We start from the raw sequence: 18,693 nt of genomic DNA on the forward strand, positions 1-18,693 counted from the left end.
ACTCCCGTACTTCCTGATCCCGCCCGCCCGGAGGCCCAACGATGTCGCTCTCCGAAGACCTCGCCGAGCGTCTGCTCAGCGAGATCATCGACGGCACCCACCAGCCGGACGCCGCCCTCCCCCCGGAGGCCGAGCTCGCCGAGCAGGCCGCCGTGAGCCGGCTCACCGTGCGCGAGGCCGTGAAGCAGTTGCGGGCGAAGAACGTCGTACGGGTGGTCCGGGGCCGTGGCACCTACGTGAACCCGCCGGACCGCTGGACGGCCCTGGAGGCGGTGGTACGCGCCGCGTCCCACACCTCGCACTCCTCCCCCACCTCCCCCACCTCCCGTTCCTCCCTCTCCGAGCGGCTGATCGAGGCCCGGCGCCTCATCGAGAACGGCGCGACGGAACTGGCCGCCCTGCGCCGCGACGAGACCCACCTCGCGGACCTGCGCGAACACCTCGCCACCATGCGCGACGCCGCCGACGAGGCCGACACGGAGAAGTTCGTGCAGGCCGACATCGACTTCCACGCGACGGTGATGCGGGCGACGGGCAACCTCTTCGTCCCGCTCCTCTTCGAGCCCTTCGGCGCCCTCCTCGCCGAGGGCCGGCGCGAGACCTCCGCCGTGCCTCAGATCCGGGTCAACGCGATCGCCCACCACGAGGAGGTCCTCGCGGCCCTGGAGTCCGGCAACCCGGACAGCGCCCGCGAGGCGATGAACGCCCACATGAACCAGACGGCGACGGACTACCGCACACACGTGGCCAAGTCAGCCGGGTCCGCCGGGTCCGCCGGGTCCGCCGGGTCCGCCGGGTCCGCCGGGTCCGCCGGGTAACACCCCCGCCTTCCCCCCCCTCCCCCCCCCCCGCTTTCACCCCCACCCCAGGAACCCGCCATGTCCCTGCCTCGCCATGCCCTCGCCTTCCCCGAGTCCGACGTGCTCGCCGGTCTGCCTCCCGTCAGGGAGATCGCGCCATCCGAGGTGGCGGCCCGTATGGAGTCGGCCCCCCGGCTCGCCGTCCTCGACGACGACCCCACCGGCACCCAGACCGTCAAGGACATACCGGTCCTCACCACCTGGTCGGTGGACGACCTGCGCTGGGCCCTGCGCCAGGACAGCCCCGCGTTCTTCGTCCTCACCAACACCCGCAGCCTGGCCCCCCAGGACGCCGCCGCCCGCAACCGCGAGATCGTCCGCGCCCTGCACGAGGCCTCCCAGGCCGAGCAGGTCCCGTACGTCATCGCGTCCCGCGGCGACTCCACCCTGCGCGGCCACTTCCCGCTCGAAACGGACGTCCTGGCCGAGGAGTTGACGGCGACCGGCACCGCCCCGGACGGGGTCGTCCTGGTCCCCGCGTACATCGAGGCGGGCCGCCTCACCGTCGACTCGACGCACTGGATGCGCACCCCGGACGGCCTTCTCCCGGTCGGCGAGAGCGAGTTCGCGCAGGACGCCACCTTCGGCTACACCTCGTCCGCCCTCCCCGACTGGGTGGAGGAGAAGACGAAGGGCCGCGTCCCCGCCGACAAGGTCGTCCGCATCACCCTCACCGACCTGCGCACCGGCGGCCCCGCCCACGTCGCCGAGCAACTCCGCACGCTCCGCGACGGGTTGACCGCCGTGGTGGACGCGGTCTGCGACGACGACCTGCGCGTCCTGGCCCTCGCCACGGCCGAGGCGGAGACGCTAGGCGCACGGCTCCTCTACCGGGTCGGCCCGTCCTTCGTCCGCGCCCGCTCCGGCCAGCCGGCCCACCCGCCGCTCACCGCCGCCGAGTTGACGCCCCTGCGCGCACCCGCGCCGCACGGGCTGATCGTCGTCGGCTCCCATGTCTCCCTGACCACCCGCCAGTTGAACCGCCTGCGGGACAGTACGACGGACCTCGCCGAGTACGAACTCGACGTGGCCAGGCTCCTCGACCCGGCCCGCCGCGAGGCGCACATCCGCGAGATCGCCACCGCCGCGGCGACCGCGATGGCCACGGCCGACACGGTCATCCGCACCACCCGCACCGTGGTCACCGCCGCCGACCCCGACGAGAGCCTCGCCATCTCCCGCAGCGTCTCCGCGGCCCTGGTCGAGACGGTCCGGGCGATCACCGCGACCCGCCGCCCGGCCTTCGTCATCGCCAAGGGCGGCATCACCTCCAGCGACACCGCCACCCATGGCCTGGAGATCCGCCGCGCCTGGGCCCGCGGCACCCTGCTCCCCGGCATCGTCTCGCTGTGGCAGCCCGTCGACGGCCCCGCCGCCGGCATCCCCTACATCGTGTTCGCCGGAAACGTCGGCGGCGACGACGCCCTCACCGACGCCCTCGCCCTCCTACGAAGCGCCGCCTGACGCCGCCCCCCTTACTCCCCCCCGCCGCTCTCCCTCCCCGCTGCCCAGAAAGGCACCCGATGTCTCCCCGTCCCCGCACCGCAGTGATCGGCCTGGGTGCCATGGGCCTGCCCATGGCCACCCGCCTCGCCGCCCACCTCCCCGTCACGGCGTTCGACGTGGCCGAGGAGCGCGTCGCCCAGCTCACCGCGGCGGGCGGCACGGCCGCGCGCACCCCCGCCGACGCCGCCCGCGAGGCCGACGTCGTCCTGCTCGCCGTACGCGACCAGGCACAGGTCGAGGCCGCCCTGTTCGCCGCGAACGGCGTCGCCGAGACGCTCCGCGCCGGTGCCACGGTCGTCCTGACCAGCACCGTCGGCCCGGAAGCCGCCCGCGCGACGGCCGCCCGCCTCGCCGAGCAGGGCGTCCACACGGTCGACGCGCCCGTCAGCGGCGGCCCGGTCCGCGCCGGGAACGGCGATCTGCTGATCGTCGTGGGCGCGGCCGACAAGGCCCTCGACCTGGCCCGTCCGGTGCTGGACCTGCTGGCCTCCACCCTCACCGTCGTAGGCCCCCGCCCCGGCGACGGCCAGGCGCTCAAGGCGATCAACCAGCTCCTCGCCGGTGTGCACATCGCCGCCGCGGCGGAAGCCGTCGCCCTCGCCCGCGGCCTGGGCCTCGACCCCGCGACGGTCGTCGAGAGCCTGCGCCACGGCGCTGCCGGTTCCTTCATGTTCGCCGACCGCGGCCCCCGCATGGTCGAGACGTACGCCAACGACACCGCCCCCGAGGTGAAGTCCCGCCTGGACATCTTCGTGAAGGACATGGGCATCGTCACCGGCATCGCGAAGGACGCCCACGTCCCCGTCCCGCTCGCCTCCGCCGCCCAGCAGCTCTACCTCCTCGGCGAGGCGGCCGGGCTCGCCGCGCACGACGACTCGTCGGTCGTCACGGTCCTGTCCCCCAAGTCCCCAGCGGGAGGCACCCGATGAGCCACACCGCGCTGCTGCTGACGGCCGCCGTCGGCGTCGCCGGCCTCCTGCTGCTCATCCTGCGCGCCAAGGTCCAGCCGTTCGTCGCGCTGGTCGTCGTCTCCATCGGCGTCGCGCTCGTCGCCGGCGTCCCGGCCGCCGACCTGGTGAAGACCATCGAGGAGGGCATGGGGTCCACGCTGGGCCACATCGCCACGATCATCGCCCTGGGCGCCATGATCGGCCGGATCATCGAACTCTCCGGCGGTGCCGCGTCGTTCGCGCACTCCCTCATCGACCGCTTCGGCTCCCAGCGCACCCCTCTCGCGCTCACCGTCGCCGGTTTCGTCCTCGGCATCCCCGTCTTCTTCGAGGTCGGCCTGATCATCCTGATGCCGATCGCGTACGGCGTCGCCCGCGCTTCGCGCAAGCCGCTGCTCGGCTACGCCCTCCCGATGGGCGCGGCGATGCTCACCGTGCACGCCTTCCTGCCGCCGCACCCCGGCGCGGTCGCCGTCACCCAGGCCATCGGCGCGGACCAGGGGTTGGTCCTGCTCCTCGGCATCCCGATCACGGCGGTCGTGGTCCTGCTGGGCTACCTGGTCTCCCGCCGGATCACCCGCCGCGAGTACCCGATGGACCCGGCGGTGCACGCGGAGGTCTACGGCGAGGACCCGCCCACTCCCGGAACGGCCTCCTCAACTCCCGCCGCCGACCCGGCAGATGACGGCCACGGCACCGCCGTACTCACAAAGCCCGCGCACCAGACGACCACGGACGCCCCCTCCCCATCCGCCCCCTCCTTCGGCATGGTCCTGGCCCTGATCGTCACCCCGATCCTGCTGATCCTCGCCGGCACGCTCGGCCAGAACCTGCTGGCCGAGGACGGCGCGGGCTCCACCCTCCGGGCCACCCTCACCGTCCTCGGCGCGCCGATGGTGGCCCTGCTGATCGACGTGGCGCTGTGCGCGTACCTCCTCGGCGCGCGCCGTGGCTGGGACCGCGCGCACATCGCGAACGTGATGGGCTCGGCGCTGCCGCCGGTGGCCATGGTGATACTGGTGGCGGGCGCGGGCGGGGTCTTCGGCAAGGTGCTGGTGGCCAGCGGTATCGGCGACGCGATCGCCGACGTCCTGGACCGCACCGGCCTGCCGGCGCTCCTCCTGGCCTTCCTCACGGCGCTGGCCCTGCGCGCGGCCCAGGGCTCGACGACGGTGGCGCTGATCACGGCGGCGGGCATCCTCACCCCGCTCCTGGCGCGCGCCGACCTGTCCACCGGCCAACTCTCCCTGGTCGCCCTGGCGATGGGCGCGGGCGGACTCGCCGTCTCGCACATCAACGACGCGGGCTACTGGATGTTCACCAAGCTGGCCGGCCTGGACGTGGCCTCCGGCCTGCGCACCTGGACGGTCCTGACGACCACGATGGGCGTCATCGGCTTCGCCCTGACGGCAGCGCTCTGGCCGTTGGTCTGAGTTATCGGTACGACGGTGCCACGGGGCGGGGATCAGCGAACGCTGAGGACCGGGATCCCCAGCCCCGCCCGCCGTACGGCGATCGACCCGTACGGCGTGCGCAGCCGCAGCCAGCCGCCGAGGGAGAGCAGCGCGAGATCTCCCGAACTCGCCGAAGGGCGAAGGAAACCGAGCGACTGGGCCGCGTGCACGGCCCGTACCGGAAGGCCGGTGTCACCGACCGGCCGGGACCAGATCTCCCGCCCGATCCGGTCGAGTTCGGCGCGCGTGCGCTGCTCGTCCGCCAACTCCTCGCTGCGGGACCGGAATTCGGCGACGACCGCGCCGACCGTCGCCCGCAGCGCGTCCGGCGCCGGCAGTCCCGGCTCGGGCCGCCAGCCGCCGCGCGGCGGCAGCACCCCGGCCCACGGCGGCCCGGTGACGGCCGCGGGAACGACGGCCGTCGCGGCGCTCTCGTCGACGGACTCCAGCAGCTCACCCGCCGACACCGTCACGTCGAGCGTGACGTCGAGGCCGTTCTCGTACGGCTTGGCGAGGCGGACCGCGCGGATCGCGAGCACCTCGAAGGACGGCGGACGCCCGAAGACGGCGAGCGCGGTGCCGGCCGCCTGGAGACGGACCGCCGCGCCACGGTCGTAGTGGAGCAGCCGGGAGAGGAAGGCCGCGAGGTCCGCGGCCTCCCCCTCGTCGGCGAGGTGGAGCACCGTCATGCGGCGACGGCCTTCTCGGCGTCGTCCCGGTACTCCTGGAGGAACTCGCGCTCCTCGCCGGTGAGCCGGCGCGGTCGCCCGGTCTCGAAGTCGAACGGCACGACCACCGTCGACGCCCGTACGTAGACCAGGTCGTCGTCCTTCACCTCGTAGGCGATGGTGAAGGACGCCGCCCGTACCTCCGTGATCCACAGCTCGATGTCCACGGGCGTGTGCCGGTGGACGAGCTGCCGCTTGTAGTCGATCTCGTGGCGCGCCACCACGGACCCCTGCTTGAAGTTCTTCTCCGGACGGAACAGGAAGTCGATACGGGCTTCCTCCAGGTAGCGGAGGAAGACCACGTTGTTGACGTGGCCGTACGCGTCCATGTCCGCCCAGCGCAGCGGGCAGCGGTAGATGTGCCGCAAGATCGATCAGCCCCGGGTCAGCTTCTTGTAGGTGGCGCGGTGCGGACGCGCGGCGTCGGCGCCGAGCCTCTCGATCTTGTTCTTCTCGTACGAGTCGAAGTTGCCCTCGAACCAGAACCACTTGGAGTCACCCTCGTAGGCGAGGATGTGCGTGGCCACCCGGTCCAGGAACCACCGGTCGTGGGAGACGACCACGGCCGCACCCGGGAACTCCAGCAGCGCGTTCTCCAGGGAGGACAGGGTCTCGACGTCGAGGTCGTTGGTCGGTTCGTCGAGGAGGAGCAGGTTGCCGCCCTGCTTGAGGGTGAGCGCGAGGTTCAGGCGGTTGCGCTCACCGCCGGACAGGACGCCGGCGGCCTTCTGCTGGTCGGGGCCCTTGAAGCCGAAGGCGGAGACGTAGGCGCGGGAGGGCATCTCGACCTGGCCCACGTTGATGTAGTCCAGCTCGTCGCTGACGACGGCCCACAGCGACTTCTTGGGGTCGATGTTCGCGCGGCTCTGGTCGACGTACGAGATCTTGACGGTCTCGCCGACCTTGATGGAGCCGGAGTCCGGGGTCTCCAGACCCTGGATCATCTTGAAGAGGGTGGTCTTGCCCGCGCCGTTCGGACCGATGACGCCGACGATGCCGTTACGCGGCAGCGTGAAGGAGAGGTCGTCGATGAGGACCTTGTCGCCGAAGGCCTTGGAGAGGTTGCTGACCTCGACGACGATGGAACCGAGCCGCGGGCCCGGCGGGATCTGGATCTCCTCGAAGTCCAGCTTCCGCATCTTGTCGGCCTCGGCGGCCATCTCCTCGTAGCGGGCGAGACGCGCCTTCGACTTGGCCTGGCGTCCCTTCGCGTTGGAGCGCACCCACTCCAGCTCCTCCTTGAGCCGCTTGGCGCGCTTCGCGTCCTTCTGCCCCTCGACCTTGAGGCGGGACGCCTTGGTGTCGAGGTAGGTGGAGTAGTTGCCCTCGTAGGGGTGGGCGCGACCGCGGTCGAGCTCGAGGATCCACTCGGCGACGTTGTCCAGGAAGTACCGGTCGTGGGTGACGGCGACGACGGTGCCGGGGTACTTCGCGAGGTGCTGCTCCAGCCACTGCACGGACTCGGCGTCCAGGTGGTTGGTGGGCTCGTCGAGAAGCAGCAGGTCAGGGGCTTCGAGGAGGAGCTTGCAGAGCGCGACGCGGCGGCGCTCACCACCGGAGAGGTTGGTGACGGGCCAGTCGCCGGGCGGGCAGCCCAGGGCGTCCATGGCCTGCTCGAGCTGGGTGTCCAGGTCCCACGCGTTGGCGTGGTCCAGGTCCTCCTGGAGCTTGCCCATCTCGTCGAGCAGCGCGTCCGAGTAGTCGGTCGCCATGAGCTCGGCGACCTCGTTGAACCGCTTCAGCTTGCCCATGATCTCGGCGGCGCCGTCCTGCACGTTCTCCAGGACGGTCTTGGCCTCGTCGAGCGGCGGCTCCTGCAACAGCATGCCGACGCTGTACCCGGGCGACAGGAACGCGTCACCGTTGGAGGGGTGCTCGAGCCCCGCCATGATCTTGAGAACGGTGGACTTACCGGCACCGTTCGGCCCGACCACACCGATCTTCGCGCCGGGCAGGAAGCTCAGCGTTACGTCGTCAAGGATGACCTTGTCGCCGTGTGCCTTGCGCGTCTTGCGCATGGTGTAGATGTACTCAGCCAAGAGAAACCGTCCGGCAGCTTGAAATCAGGCAGTGGGCAGATACACCCCATCTTGCCTGAGGTCCACCCCCGGGTGGTAACCCGTTTGGTCGGGGGGCTGTGAGCTGGGGGTTCGGGGATGACCACAGCGGCGCGGCGGGGCGGGGCCGTGGAACGGTTAAACGGTGAAACGGCGAAGGGGGACCGGCCCTGGTGGACGCGGGACGCGCGACCCGAGCCTGATCTCGGGTGGACCTCGCTCGGTCGAACCCCCCGTGACGGAACCCCCCGTGGCGATGCAGATGCCGATGCCGGTGGTCGCGGTGACGTGAGCATGATGGTCGACCTCCCCATTTCCGCCGGGAGCCGGTGAGGTGGCGCCGGGCCGGTGTAACGGTGGTGATCGCCGAGGACGTGGCGTCCTTCGGGGCGGACAGTGGCGGCAGGGGTCTGTTGGAGTCACCGGCCGAGGGGGCGATGCAGAGGTGGCGGAGTTGGCGCGGGTCGACGCGGTCGGGGTCACGCTGGTCGGCGATCATCCGGTGGTGCTCGCGGGGTTCGAGTCGTGGTACGCCGCCTCGGACCCCCCGATCGAGGTGCGGGCCAAGGGCGTCCGGGTGGCGACGGCGCTCGCGGGGCCGGGGCGGGACGCCCACGTCGTCGTCCTCGCCCTCGGGCAGCGGAACGGCACGCCCGCCTACGGGGACCTCGAGCAACTGGCCCACTCCCGGCGGCGGGTGATCGTCTACGACGTCGAGGGAAGCCGGCACGCGGCGCTCACCTGTCTGGACCTCGGCGCGTTCACGTACCTCACCAGGGCCGAGGGGCGGCGGCATCTCCTCCAGGCCACCTACGCCGCGGCGCGCGGCGCGCGCTACGAGTCCCCGGCGCTCAGCGGTCCACGCGGCGGCCGGGGCCTCAAGCGGCCCCGGCTGTCACCACGCGAGGCCGACGTGCTGCTGAAGTGGCTGCAGAGCGAGTCCAAGGCCGTCGTCGCGGAATGCCTGTGGCTGTCCGTACGGACCGTGAACACCTACCTGGAGCGCGTCCGCGTCAAGTACGCCGACGTGGGCCGCCCGGCGACCACCAAGGCCCAACTCCTGGCCAGGGCCGTCCAGGACGGGCTGATTTCCCTGGACGACCTGTGAGCCTCGCGCGGTGACGGGAGCGTAGTGGTGGGACAACACATGGGACACCTGTCGGTTTCGCCGATTCATACCGAACGGCTCGTGCTGCTGCCGCTGCGGGTGGAGCACGCGGAGGAGATGGCCGGCGTGCTGGCCGACCCGGACGTCTCCGCGCGGTTCTTCGGCGGCGGCGAACCGCCGTCCGTGGAGCGGCTGCGGGCCGCCTACGAGTGGCTGCTCGCCACGTCGTCGGACACGGACTCGACGATCTCGTGGTGCAACTGGGTCATCCACCTGCGCGAGGCCTACTGCCTCACGGGCTTCGTCCAGGCGACGGTCTCGCCGTCCGACCGCGGCCCGAGCGCGGCCGTCTCCATGGTCGTGGGATCGCCCTGGCAGGGCCGCGGCATCGGCAAGGAGACGGCCCGGGCGCTCCGCGGCTGGCTCCACAGCCGGCGCGTCGACATCGTGGTCGCCAACATCCACCCCGACAACCGAGCCTCCCGAGCCGTCGCCGACTCCGCGGGACTCACGCCCACGGCTCAGCGGTACGACGACACGGTCCTCTGGCAGTCGCACGGCACCGGAGAACCCGGAGAACAGTGATTTTCGAGGCGCGGGGTGCCCCGCCGGACGGAGGGGGATCCGGCGGGGCGGGACCCGAGCGCCGCTCTCACCTGACGAGGCGCGTCCGGGTCGGATGGAGGTCCGGTCAGGCTACGAAGGCGTGCGTCTCACCGATGCCGGTGATCGTGTCGAAGCAGCAGATCATCTCGTGCAGACCGGCTGCGTTGACCATCTCCGTCGCCGCCAGCATCTGCAAGTCCTCGACCTTGTCCGTGACCACGTCCGTCGTCCTGTCCGTCATCGTGCCCACCCTTCTGTCGTGGTTCCGTCGTGTCCCTCGCGGGTTGTCGCGTGGGTTCGTGCGTGGGTTCATGCGCGCCACGGACGGTCCTGCCCGCGGCTGGGTGCCGTCGGCGGGGAGTCGTCCGCCATCCACCAGCGGTCACCGCCGTGGTGGAAGCGGTGGAGGAATCCGATCGGTCCGGCCATGCCCAGGTTGTAGCTGTGCAGCAGGTCGGAGCTCCCGGTGGCGGACTCCGCCACGACGACCCACCGGTCCTCGCGCAACGCACAGAACCGGTGCAGCGCCGTGACGTGTTCCGCGGCCCAGTCCCGGTAACGGCTCTCACCGGTCGCGGCCGCCATGTCCAACAGGAACTCCCCGTTTCCGGCGAGCCCGTGACAGTGCGACGGGCCCAGCAGCCACTTCTGGCGGCGCGCGCTGACCGCGGCCCGGTGCGCGACTGCCCGCAGCCGGTCGTCCCCGGTGACCTGCCACAGCCGGATCAGGAAGGTGCCGATTCCCGGTGCCCCGTTGCACCACCCGCACCCGTAGGCCAGGCGCATGGCCAGGTCGTCGTCCGTGGAGGCCGTCGCCCCGGGCCAGGTGACGCCGTTGCCGTCCTCGCGGGCCAGCGAGACCAGCAGCTCCCCGCTGCGCGCCGCCGCGTCGAGGAGGTCCGTACGGTCCAGGTCGCGCGCCGCGGCCAGCACGAAGGTGGCGATCCCGGCGATCCCGTGCGCGAAACCGAGGTCACCGGGGTTGGGCGTGCCGCGCAACTCGTCCGGTTCCAGCCACCTGTGCCCCTGGGCCGTACGGGCGTCGAGCAGGGAGGTGACGCACCGCTCCACCCGGTCCCGGAACTCCTCGTCCCCGGTACGACGCCACAGGTGCGACTGCGCGAGGCCGTTCCCCGCGAGGCCGTGGGTGATGTCGGCCACCGGCCACACCGTGGGCAGGCGCTTGGCACGCCGCGCGCTGCGCTGCCGGATCTCCTCCTCGCCGAGCGTGTCGGCGGCCTCGTACATGGCCCAGTAGGTGCCCGCGCGGCCGAAGTAGAGGCCGGGCAGTTGTCGCGACTCCCGGTCGACGTGCCGGTCCAGCCAGGTCAGAGCGGTGCGCAATGCGTCGCGCAGTCTCTCCCCGCCGTGCCCGGTCTGGGCCCCGCGACGCAGTACCTCGAGCGTCCCCGCGCCGCCCGCGTGCACGGCGAACGGGTCGAAGCGCTTCCCGCCGACCGTCGGAGCGGACCAGGGGGCGCGCCCGGAGGACGGGGTCAGGGCGGCGGCGAGCTCGTCCCAACCGTCGGTGAGCAGCCGTTCCGCGTCGATGGGGACGAGGGGCTGCGGCGGCTCCACGATCGCCCACGCCGTGGGCGGTGCGTGCGGGGCGGGCATGGTGCGCAGGGCGTCCTTCGCCTCGGCCGGCTCGGGCCGCCGCTCCGGCTGCTCCCGCATGAGCGCGGTGACGAGCGGGGCGAGGGCGGCGAGCGCCGGACTGTCGGCGGCGACGGCCCCCACCAGGTTCCGCACCCGCGCGTCGTGCGGACGCGACCGAGGGCGCGGCTGCGACTGCGGTCCGTCGGCGGTGCCGGGCCGGTCGTCGGCCAGGTAGGGGACGCTGCCGGTGCACAGGTAGAAGAGCGTCGCGCCGAGACTGTAGAGATCGGCGGCCGTCGTCGCCACGATCGTGCGGTCAACTCCGGTACGGGCAGCTCCAGTCCCGTCCGCTCCAGTCCCGTCCGCTCCGATACGGGCCGCTCCGGTGCGGACCTCGGGTGCCATGAAACCGGGGGTGCCGACGGGGGTCACCCGCTCACCGGCCATCGCCACGAACTCGGTGTCGATGAGGAGCAGTTCGCCCTTCGGCGTCACCATCACGTTGCCGGGGGTGAGGTCCCGCAGCGCCAGCCCCTTGTCGTGCACGGCGGCGACCAGGTCCACCAGACGCCGGGCCACCGGAAGCACCTGCTCGGGGGCCAGGAACCGGCCGGGCTCCGCCTGGACGAGGTCTCGCGCCCAGGTCCGCAGACTCGCGCCGGGCACCTCCTCCTCGGCGAGAAAGACATGGCCCTGATACTCGAACAGACCCACAGGCCGCACCGCGATGTCCAACGGCTCCAGCAGGGTCAGGACGCGGTGCTCGTTCCAGAGCTGGTCCCGGATATCCGTCCCGTCCGACTTGGCCTCGATGTGGGGACGCGCTTCCTTCAACACGACCGCGCGATCACCGTCGTGCCGGTCGAGCGCACGGTAGACACCCCCCTTGTTGGAGTGCCGAACGGCATTGCGCACCAGAAAGCGACCGCCGAGAAGGACGGGAGACGGAGCCGTCGTACCTCCCGAGGCCGACGCCCCGGCCCGCGCACGCGCCCCGTCCCCAGCCGCGGTCGCGGTCTCGGCACCGGGCAGTGGCGGCAGCGCGGCCCAGGACGGGGGCGAGAACCAGGCGTTGCGCTCGTCGGGAGCCCAGCCGCCGTCGGGCGCGACGAGGACGGGGACGTAGAAGCCGCCGTCGTCGAGCCTGGGCGGAAGACCGCCGAAGCCTCCGTAGCGGTAGTGCACGACACTGTCCGGCCGGTAGCGGCGGTCGGACAGGACGGCCGGCCCCTCCATCCCCTCCGTGACGCGCTGCAGGGCATCGAGAAGCCGGACGAACTGCGTGTCGTCCCCCGGGTAGACGGTGATGAACTTCCCCGCCGAACCCCGGACCGTACTCCTGGACAGCAGACTCCGCAGGCGACTCTGGTCCCGCGCGAACTTGAAGACGACCCGCTCCCGCGTCAGCACCCGGGCGGCAGCGCCCAACACGTCCTCCGCGGAGTGCGGGGTCGCCGACAGATGGATCTTCCAGCCCTGCGTACGAAGCGCGGCACCGGGCGGGGCCATGACACACCAGACGTCACGGACATCGCTCCGCCAGCCCTCCCCGGTCTCCTCGGCCTCCCCGCCCTCCGCAACCGCGCCGACGCGGGTCACGATCTCCCGGTAGGTGTGGTCACCGCCGAGCTCGACCCGCGCCGACCCGAACTCCGCCTGCCGAAGCCCGACTTCAGGGTGACTCGTACACATTCCACACCTCCACGCTCGCCACACCCCACGCTAGGACGCCGACCCGCCAGCCGGTGACGGCCGATCGACCCACCTGCGGTGCGGGTGGGTCGAGGTGTGGCGGGGGTGGTGCCAGTGGGGTGGGGCTTACGAGGTGGCGGCGGTCCAGGAGTGGGCGACGTCCACGATCAGGTGATCGCCCGACTGGGTCACCCGGAACGGCAGTCGAGCCCGCACACCGACGCCCACCACCACGCCGTCCTCAAGGCCGTCCGCGTAACGGGTGTCCTGGAACGTCTGGTAGCCCGTGATGTCCACTCCGGGGAGCGGCTGGCCGTGCTGTCCCGGGTAGGAGTCCGTGCCGGTGGCCGGGTCGTAGTTCGGGCCCACGGAGATCTGCAGGATCGCCCCGCCGGAGACCGGGATCTCCCCCGTGGCGGGCGTGGTCAGTTTGTCGACGTACTTGACGCGATAGCCGAGCGCGCCCGCTGTCGCGCCGCCCTTGAAGTCGAGGACCATACGGTCGAAGCACTCGTGCTGACCGGTCCTGATGTTCGTCAGCGGGGGCTTGTGGTCGTCCGTCGGCGCGACCCGCTTCTCGAGGCTCCCCCACCCGGTCTCGCACACCGCCTCCGCCGCTGCTGCCGCGGTGCCCGCCTGCGCCGTCCCCGCCGCTCCCGCGATGCCGGTTCCCGCCAGCACGAGCACCGCCAGTGTGGTTCCCAGTCGTCGCATGCTTGCTCCCCTTGATCGAGTACAGGTGGACCTGGTGATCAAGGCTGAGCGCGCGATGTGACCGGACCTGGCCCGGACGATCACGAAACGACAACGGCGACGGCAACAGCAACGGGGACGGCAGCGGGGACGGGGACGGCAGCGGCGACGACAACGGCCGACGAAGGGAGAGACCGGAGCCCGAGGCGACCCTCGGCCTCAACAGCCGTTCTAGCCGCCGTAGTTGACCCAGTGCACACCACGGGGGTACTGGAACGCGACCTGCTTGCAGTCGAGACCCGTGTCGGCGCGGTCCGAGTCGGCCGGAAGACGGTAGGTGGACGCGCCCGCGACCTCGGCACCGGAGCAGTTGGTGCTGCGGTAGGTCCTGAGCGTGTAGACCAGGTCGGCGCGGATGGTGGCGCGGAAGTTGAAGTTGCTGAGGACGGTGCCGTGCACGATCGTGGCGCAGGAGCTGCCCCCGCCCTCGCTGAGCCGGACGCTGTTGGTCCCGGACGGCAGTCCGCTGTTGAGGACCTGCCCGGTCCACGGGGTCGCGGCGGACGCCGTGCCCGTGCTCACAGCGGTCGCACCGACGACTGTCGCGAGCACCAGACCGGCGCTGACGCCGGCGCCGAGCGCCCGACGACGGAGAGGACGGCCAGAGGAGAACATGGTGGAACCTTTCGGATGGTGCGAGGGGGGAACCGAGGTCTTCGGCAGCAGAAGTCCGCTGCTCTCCTCGGCTTTCCGATTGTCGAGGCCGAACACCCGACCGGAATAGAGCAAACGTCACCAACTCGGCGTCGACTTCCGTCGGCCACCGCAAGTCGCCGTCGCCTCGCGTGCTTCCCGCGTGCGCTTCCCTCGCGTGTTTCCCCCGCGCGCTCCGCGCCCTCCCCGCTCAGTCCTGCGCCCCGTTCTCCTTTCGTCCGACGAGAACCAGGGCCGCGCCGCCGATGACCACCAGGCCGATGGCCGTGCCCGCGATCAGGGGGGTGGCGCTGGAGCCGCCCGTCGCCGCGAGGTTGGTTTCGTCCACCGTGGACGTGCCGCCCACCGTGGCCGGGCTCGGTTCGCTGAGGGTCTGGGTGGTCAGGCCGGCGATTTCGTCGGCCTGGGTCTTGCAGTCCAGGACACCGGTGAAGCGGTACTCGGCGCCTTGCGGACCGTTGATCGTGAAGTCGTAGGCCTGGTCCTCCTGGAGCGGGATCGTCACCGTCTGGGACGCACCGGCCGGGATGGTGTGCTGGGCGCCCATCAGGTCGAAGGCGAAGGCCGCGTCACCCTGGTTGGCGGCGGTGATGTCCACGCCGCTCTTGGCGCAGTTCTTCGCCGCGGACAAGGCCGGTACGGCGCCCTGCTTCGCCCACGTCGCACTCGCCGTCGCCGACACCGTCGACTCGCTGGAGCCGGCCAGGATCTGGGTCTGGCTGCGGCTCTCGGAGGTGAAGGCGCGGCCGACGGGGACGGTCGTCGAGGCCTGGACGGTCAGCTCGGCCGAACCGGCGGCCGCGTCGGCGGGCACGTCGAAGAACAGTTGGCTGCCGTCCGCCACGGACGTCACCACCTTGCCGTTTTTGCCGACGATCCGCACCCCGCTGATGGCGGCGTCCATCGGCGGTGTCACCGTCCCGCCGGTCGCGTCGGTGTGCACCGTCACCGGGCCGAGCAGCTCGCCGGGGCGACCGGAGACGGCGGGCGCGTCGAGGGTGAGCGACGCCTTGGGCTCCGCCACGGTGCGGGCGGCCTTCTGGAGGTAGTCGGCGAGCCGCTCGGCCTGCGGGTCGACGGCGTCGACGTCCGCGCCGTCCGAGTAGCGCCAGATGGCCACCTGGGTGCCGGCGGCCGCGTCCTGCTCGGTGAGACCGGCGGCGATGCCGGCCTTGTCCGCGAGCGCGGCGAGGTCGTTGACCTGGGGGTAGGAGTTCTGCAGGATCCAACGGATGCGACCCGCGTCCCGGTTGGTGCCCAGTGAGGTACCGCTCCAGGGCGTCTCGTGGTACTTGGCGTCCTTCTGCGTGGGGTTGTAGAGGTCGACGCAGTAGGTCTGAAGGGTGCCGCCGCCCTCGACGGACATCTCGAACAGACCGGCCGAGACCTCCTGGTCCCCGCTCTGCCCCTCACCCTGCCCCTCGCCCGAGCCCTGTTCCCCGCTCCCGGCGTGGATCACCGCGGCGCCGTAGGTCTTGAGGCCGCCTATGGTCGCGGTCGCTCCGCCCTGACTCTGCGTCATCTCGGCGGCGACGGCCGCGCCCGCACCGGTGATCACCCCGGCTGCGACGAGTCCGGACACCAGCACCGCCGCGGCGAGGCGAACCACCCCTCGTCCGCACGCGAACGGCGCGGAGAACGAAGAAATCACGCAAATCCCCTTCGAGCAGGACACGTTGACGTGGGGAGTACGGTCCCACCAGCAGAATCAGAAGCCCCGTGGGCCACGTCCGGCATCCTAGAGACGCCACGCACCACGCCTGCCGGTCATCTCATCGGATCGACGATCCGACTCGTAATCGTTATCCCCAAGATCGACTACGGACGGCCCGCGAATCCGGCTTATCGACAAATCCACTCGGTCGTTCGGAGCGCATCCGTCGATAAGCCGTAGTTCGGTCAGTGGTGGAGCGGCATGACCGCTGACACTCCGTCACCACTCCCTTCGTCTCACGTCACCACTCCCTCCGGCTCGCGTCACCGCCCCCGTCACCTCACGGCACCGCCCCCGTCACTTCATGACACCGTCGCCATCGGCTCACGGCACCGCCACCGGCTCGCCTCGCTGCAAGGTGCCCGGCTCCGGGTCCCGCTCCAGGTCCCGCTCCTGCTCGGGTTCCCGCCCCCATCCCTGCCCCTGCCCCCGTGCCGGTGAAGTCGCGGCCGGTGTCTCCCAGTTGGGGCCGGGCACGGCGGGTGCGCCGGTGAGCGTCGGCTCGGGGCGGCCCGAGCGCCGGAAGGCGGACGTGCCCCGCGCGATGTCATGGCCGATCGCCACGGCGTCGATGTCCGCCGACGTCCAGCCCTGCTGTCCCTCGCGCTGCTCCGTGCGCACCTTCAGCCTGCCCTGCACGATCACCGGGTCGCCGACGTTCAGCGAGGCCATCGCGTTGGCGGCCAGGTGGCGGTTGGCCCAGACCGTGAAGAAGTTGGTGTGCCCGTCGGTCCAGGCGCTCTTCTCGCGGTCCCAGTAGCGCGAGGTGACCGCCAGCCGGAACCTCGCCGACGCGCCCGACGCCAGGTCCCGGTAGATCGGCTGCGTCGCCACGTTGCCCACCGCGCAGATCGTCGTCTCGTTCACTCGAACCCCTCCCTCGCCGGGCGGTCGCGCCGCCCGGATACGCGTACGGGCCCGTCCCGTACGGCTGCGTCCGTCACACCGGTCGCGGTCGTGATCGCCGCGATCGCCGTGCAGCCAGACTGCCTCCGCCGGGCCGGACCCGCCGAGCGCTGTGGATCACCGTCCGCCTGTGGAAAACTCCACCACCCGGACGAGTGACCACCGTCCCGCCACCTGTGGATCACCCCACCCTTGCCACCCGGGCCACCCGGGCCACCCGGGCCACCCGGGCCACCCGGGCCGACTGTGGATCACCCCTCACCGCACCCCGGCGCGGGCCCCCGTCTCCACCCCCGCTCCCGCCCCCGTGACCCGCCCGTACTGCTCCCGGACCTCCCGGTACCGCAACAGCTCCGCGGCCACGGGATCCAGCACTCGCGCCCGGCCGCAGCCCGCCGCCGCCTCCCGCAGTCGGCGTTCCGCGTCCTGCCCGTACCGTCGGGCCGGTCCCCGGGCGGCCATCCGGCAGCTCCACTCGACGAGCGGGCCGCCGATGATGCCGGACACCATCAGCAGCACCGGAACCCCGAGGTTCGGCGCCATGAACCCGACGATCTGGCCGATCAGCCACAGCCCGCCGACGACCTGGAGCAGGGTCATGCAGGCCTGCGCCAGGACGGCCACCGGCCACCAGCCCGGGCGGGGCGGCCGTCCCGGCGGCAGTCCGGCCCGCGCCGCCAGGTCGTCCAGCGCCTCGGGCAGCCCCTGCGCCCCGCGTACGGCCGCCTCCCGCACGGCCTGCGCCCACGGCGTGGGCAGCCCCGCCGAGGCCCGCTCGGACACCGTGCGCACCGCCTGCTCGACGCGCTGCCGTGCCGTGGCCTCCTCGTCGGCCTGGGCGCGGACGCGGAGCCGTCCGGTGGGGGGTTCGCCGCGGTCCTGCTGCCAGCGCCACAGCCGTAGCCACGGCGTCCCGCACGCGCGGCCCGCGTGGCGCAGCCAGGCGCGTTCGGCGGCCTCGCCCGCCGCGGTGGCCCCGACGGCGTCCGCGAGCCGGGCGGCGAACTCGTCCCGCGCCTCCTCGCTGAGCCCGCTGCGCCGGCCGGTGGCGTAGACGGGCCGCAGCCGCCACGCGGCGGCGTCGACATCGGCCGAAATTCGCCGTGCGGCGGCGCCGCGCTCGGCGACGAACTGGCCGAGCAGTTCGCGCAGTTCCCCGACGCCGTCCCCGGTGAGCGCGGACAGGGCGAGCACGGTCGCGCCCGGTTCGCCGTACTCCCCGAGGGCGACGCCGTCCTCGTCCAGGAGGCGACGCAGGTCGTCGAGGACCAGCTCGGCGGCCTCTCCGGGCAGCCGGTCGACCTGGTTGAGGACGACGAACATGACCTCCGCGTGCCCTGCCATGGGCCGCAGATAGCGCTCATGGAGGACGGCGTCCGCGTACTTCTCAGGGTCGACGACCCAGATGACCGCGTCGACGAGCCCCAGCACGCGGTCCACCTGCTCGCGGTGCTGCACGGCCGCCGAGTCGTGGTCGGGCAGGTCGATCAGCACCAGCCCGCGCAACTGCTCCTCCGCGTCGGGGCTCTGCACCGGCCGTCTGCGCAGCCGGCCCGGGATGCCGATCCGGTCGATGAGGGTCGACGCGCCGTCGCTCCAACTGCACGCGATGGGCGCGGAGGTGGTCGGACGGCGTACGCCCGTCTCCGAGATGGTCACGCCGGCGAGGGCGTTGAACAACTGCGACTTGCCGCTCCCGGTGGCGCCCGCGAGGGCGACGACGGTGTGCTGCCCGGAGAGCCTGCGCCGGGCCGCCGCCTCGTCGAGGACCCGGCCGGCCTCGGCGAGCGTCCTGCTGTCGAGCCGGGTCCGGGAGAGCCCCACGAGCTCGCGCAGCGCGTCCAGCCGGGACCGCAGGGGAAGGCCGTACGAGAGCGGGGTCGAGGGCAGGGCACTCCCGCCCCCACCGCCGCCCCCACCGCCCGCACTCGCGCCCGTGCCGCCACCCCCGCCGCGGATCCTGCTCGCCATGACGGCGGCCTGCCCGACGGCGGAGTTCTCGCTCACGCGGCGTGCGATCAGCCCGTCGTCCCAGGCTCCGGCGGAGTCCGTACGAGCGTCCGGAGACGAGCCGGCGTCCTTACCCGCGTCGGCCGGCACCTCCGC

At 72.2% G+C, this 18,693-nt stretch carries 16 protein-coding genes; 6 read left to right on the plus strand and 10 right to left on the minus strand.

From position 1 onward, the window contains the following. Positions 1–41: 41 nt before the first annotated feature. The 4 genes from BMZ82_RS22625 to BMZ82_RS22640 are packed head-to-tail and all read left to right on the plus strand — an operon-like array spanning position 42 to position 4,749. Entirely contained in the window at positions 42–818 is a 777-nt protein-coding gene (locus tag BMZ82_RS22625; RefSeq protein WP_093778613.1) for a FadR/GntR family transcriptional regulator, read from the plus strand. A gap of 60 nt (positions 819–878) precedes the next feature. Beyond that, the gene (locus BMZ82_RS22630) at positions 879–2,324 is read left to right on the plus strand and encodes a four-carbon acid sugar kinase family protein (protein WP_093778615.1); all 1,446 of its coding nucleotides are present in this window, start codon (positions 879–881) and stop codon (positions 2,322–2,324) included. Positions 2,325–2,383: 59 nt separating this feature from the next. Next, positions 2,384–3,295, plus strand: coding sequence for an NAD(P)-dependent oxidoreductase (locus BMZ82_RS22635; protein WP_093778617.1), 912 nt, complete (start codon positions 2,384–2,386; stop codon positions 3,293–3,295). Next, complete coding sequence (locus tag BMZ82_RS22640) at positions 3,292–4,749, plus strand: GntT/GntP/DsdX family permease (RefSeq protein ID WP_093778619.1); 1,458 nt, start codon at positions 3,292–3,294, stop codon at positions 4,747–4,749. Before BMZ82_RS22635 ends, BMZ82_RS22640 begins: the two co-directional genes overlap by 4 nt. A gap of 32 nt (positions 4,750–4,781) precedes the next feature. Here the strand turns inward: BMZ82_RS22640 and BMZ82_RS22645 are convergent, their stop codons facing one another. From BMZ82_RS22645 to ettA, 3 genes are read right to left on the minus strand one after another with little or no spacing between them, the layout of a single operon-like run. Beyond that, positions 4,782–5,459 (minus strand): DUF8010 domain-containing protein, encoded by a 678-nt coding sequence (locus BMZ82_RS22645; protein WP_093778621.1) that lies wholly within the window; start codon positions 5,457–5,459, stop codon positions 4,782–4,784. Further along, positions 5,456–5,866 (minus strand): acyl-CoA thioesterase, encoded by a 411-nt coding sequence (locus BMZ82_RS22650; protein WP_093778623.1) that lies wholly within the window; start codon positions 5,864–5,866, stop codon positions 5,456–5,458. Before BMZ82_RS22650 ends, BMZ82_RS22645 begins: the two co-directional genes overlap by 4 nt. A 6-nt stretch (positions 5,867–5,872) precedes the next feature. Continuing rightward, complete coding sequence (ettA, locus tag BMZ82_RS22655; RefSeq protein WP_093778625.1) at positions 5,873–7,537, minus strand: energy-dependent translational throttle protein EttA; 1,665 nt, start codon at positions 7,535–7,537, stop codon at positions 5,873–5,875. Between the two features lie 463 nt (positions 7,538–8,000). On the opposite strand from ettA, the gene BMZ82_RS22660 reads away from it, so the two are divergent. Then, positions 8,001–8,663 carry a helix-turn-helix transcriptional regulator gene (locus tag BMZ82_RS22660; RefSeq protein ID WP_256252052.1) on the plus strand — a complete coding sequence of 221 codons (663 nt, stop codon included), beginning with the start codon at positions 8,001–8,003 and terminating at the stop codon, positions 8,661–8,663. 81 nt (positions 8,664–8,744) lie between these two features. Further along, positions 8,745–9,248, plus strand: coding sequence for a GNAT family N-acetyltransferase (locus BMZ82_RS22665; protein ID WP_371271284.1), 504 nt, complete (start codon positions 8,745–8,747; stop codon positions 9,246–9,248). A gap of 106 nt (positions 9,249–9,354) precedes the next feature. Here the strand turns inward: BMZ82_RS22665 and BMZ82_RS40815 are convergent, their stop codons facing one another. The 7 genes from BMZ82_RS40815 to BMZ82_RS22695 all read right to left on the minus strand — a co-directional run bounded on the left by BMZ82_RS40815 (position 9,355) and on the right by BMZ82_RS22695 (position 18,687). Continuing rightward, a complete protein-coding gene (locus BMZ82_RS40815; protein ID WP_177244608.1) occupies positions 9,355–9,510 on the minus strand; it encodes a hypothetical protein in 156 nt (51 codons plus the stop codon). 68 nt (positions 9,511–9,578) lie between these two features. Next, complete coding sequence (lanL, locus tag BMZ82_RS22670; protein WP_093778631.1) at positions 9,579–12,560, minus strand: class IV lanthionine synthetase LanL; 2,982 nt, start codon at positions 12,558–12,560, stop codon at positions 9,579–9,581. Positions 12,561–12,686: 126 nt separating this feature from the next. After that, the gene (locus BMZ82_RS22675; RefSeq protein WP_093778633.1) at positions 12,687–13,274 is read right to left on the minus strand and encodes an AMIN-like domain-containing (lipo)protein; all 588 of its coding nucleotides are present in this window, start codon (positions 13,272–13,274) and stop codon (positions 12,687–12,689) included. A gap of 210 nt (positions 13,275–13,484) precedes the next feature. Next, complete coding sequence (locus tag BMZ82_RS22680) at positions 13,485–13,928, minus strand: hypothetical protein (protein ID WP_143098893.1); 444 nt, start codon at positions 13,926–13,928, stop codon at positions 13,485–13,487. Between the two features lie 229 nt (positions 13,929–14,157). Next, a complete protein-coding gene (locus BMZ82_RS22685) occupies positions 14,158–15,618 on the minus strand; it encodes a TQXA domain-containing protein (RefSeq protein WP_093778637.1) in 1,461 nt (486 codons plus the stop codon). A gap of 387 nt (positions 15,619–16,005) precedes the next feature. After that, positions 16,006–16,548 (minus strand): single-stranded DNA-binding protein, encoded by a 543-nt coding sequence (locus tag BMZ82_RS22690; protein WP_093778639.1) that lies wholly within the window; start codon positions 16,546–16,548, stop codon positions 16,006–16,008. Positions 16,549–16,845: 297 nt separating this feature from the next. Further along, the gene (locus BMZ82_RS22695) at positions 16,846–18,687 is read right to left on the minus strand and encodes a GTPase (RefSeq protein ID WP_371271288.1); all 1,842 of its coding nucleotides are present in this window, start codon (positions 18,685–18,687) and stop codon (positions 16,846–16,848) included. Positions 18,688–18,693: the final 6 nt, after the last annotated feature.

This window comes from Streptomyces sp. yr375 (genome assembly GCF_900110755.1).
Taxonomy (GTDB): Bacteria; Actinomycetota; Actinomycetes; order Streptomycetales; family Streptomycetaceae; genus Streptomyces.

Excerpts from the sequence above, each read along its gene's own strand:
- BMZ82_RS22625 (WP_093778613.1), top strand. The coding sequence starts at position 42 with ATGTCGCTCTCCGAAGACCTCGCCGAGCGTCTGCTCAGCGAGATCATC.
- BMZ82_RS22630 (WP_093778615.1), top strand. The coding sequence starts at position 879 with ATGTCCCTGCCTCGCCATGCCCTCGCCTTCCCCGAGTCCGACGTGCTC.
- BMZ82_RS22635 (WP_093778617.1), top strand. The coding sequence starts at position 2,384 with ATGTCTCCCCGTCCCCGCACCGCAGTGATCGGCCTGGGTGCCATGGGC.
- BMZ82_RS22640 (WP_093778619.1), top strand. The coding sequence starts at position 3,292 with ATGAGCCACACCGCGCTGCTGCTGACGGCCGCCGTCGGCGTCGCCGGC.
- BMZ82_RS22645 (WP_093778621.1), bottom strand. The coding sequence starts at position 5,459 with ATGACGGTGCTCCACCTCGCCGACGAGGGGGAGGCCGCGGACCTCGCG.
- BMZ82_RS40815 (WP_177244608.1), bottom strand. The coding sequence starts at position 9,510 with ATGACGGACAGGACGACGGACGTGGTCACGGACAAGGTCGAGGACTTG.
- lanL (WP_093778631.1), bottom strand. The coding sequence starts at position 12,560 with ATGTGTACGAGTCACCCTGAAGTCGGGCTTCGGCAGGCGGAGTTCGGG.
- BMZ82_RS22675 (WP_093778633.1), bottom strand. The coding sequence starts at position 13,274 with ATGCGACGACTGGGAACCACACTGGCGGTGCTCGTGCTGGCGGGAACC.
- BMZ82_RS22680 (WP_143098893.1), bottom strand. The coding sequence starts at position 13,928 with ATGTTCTCCTCTGGCCGTCCTCTCCGTCGTCGGGCGCTCGGCGCCGGC.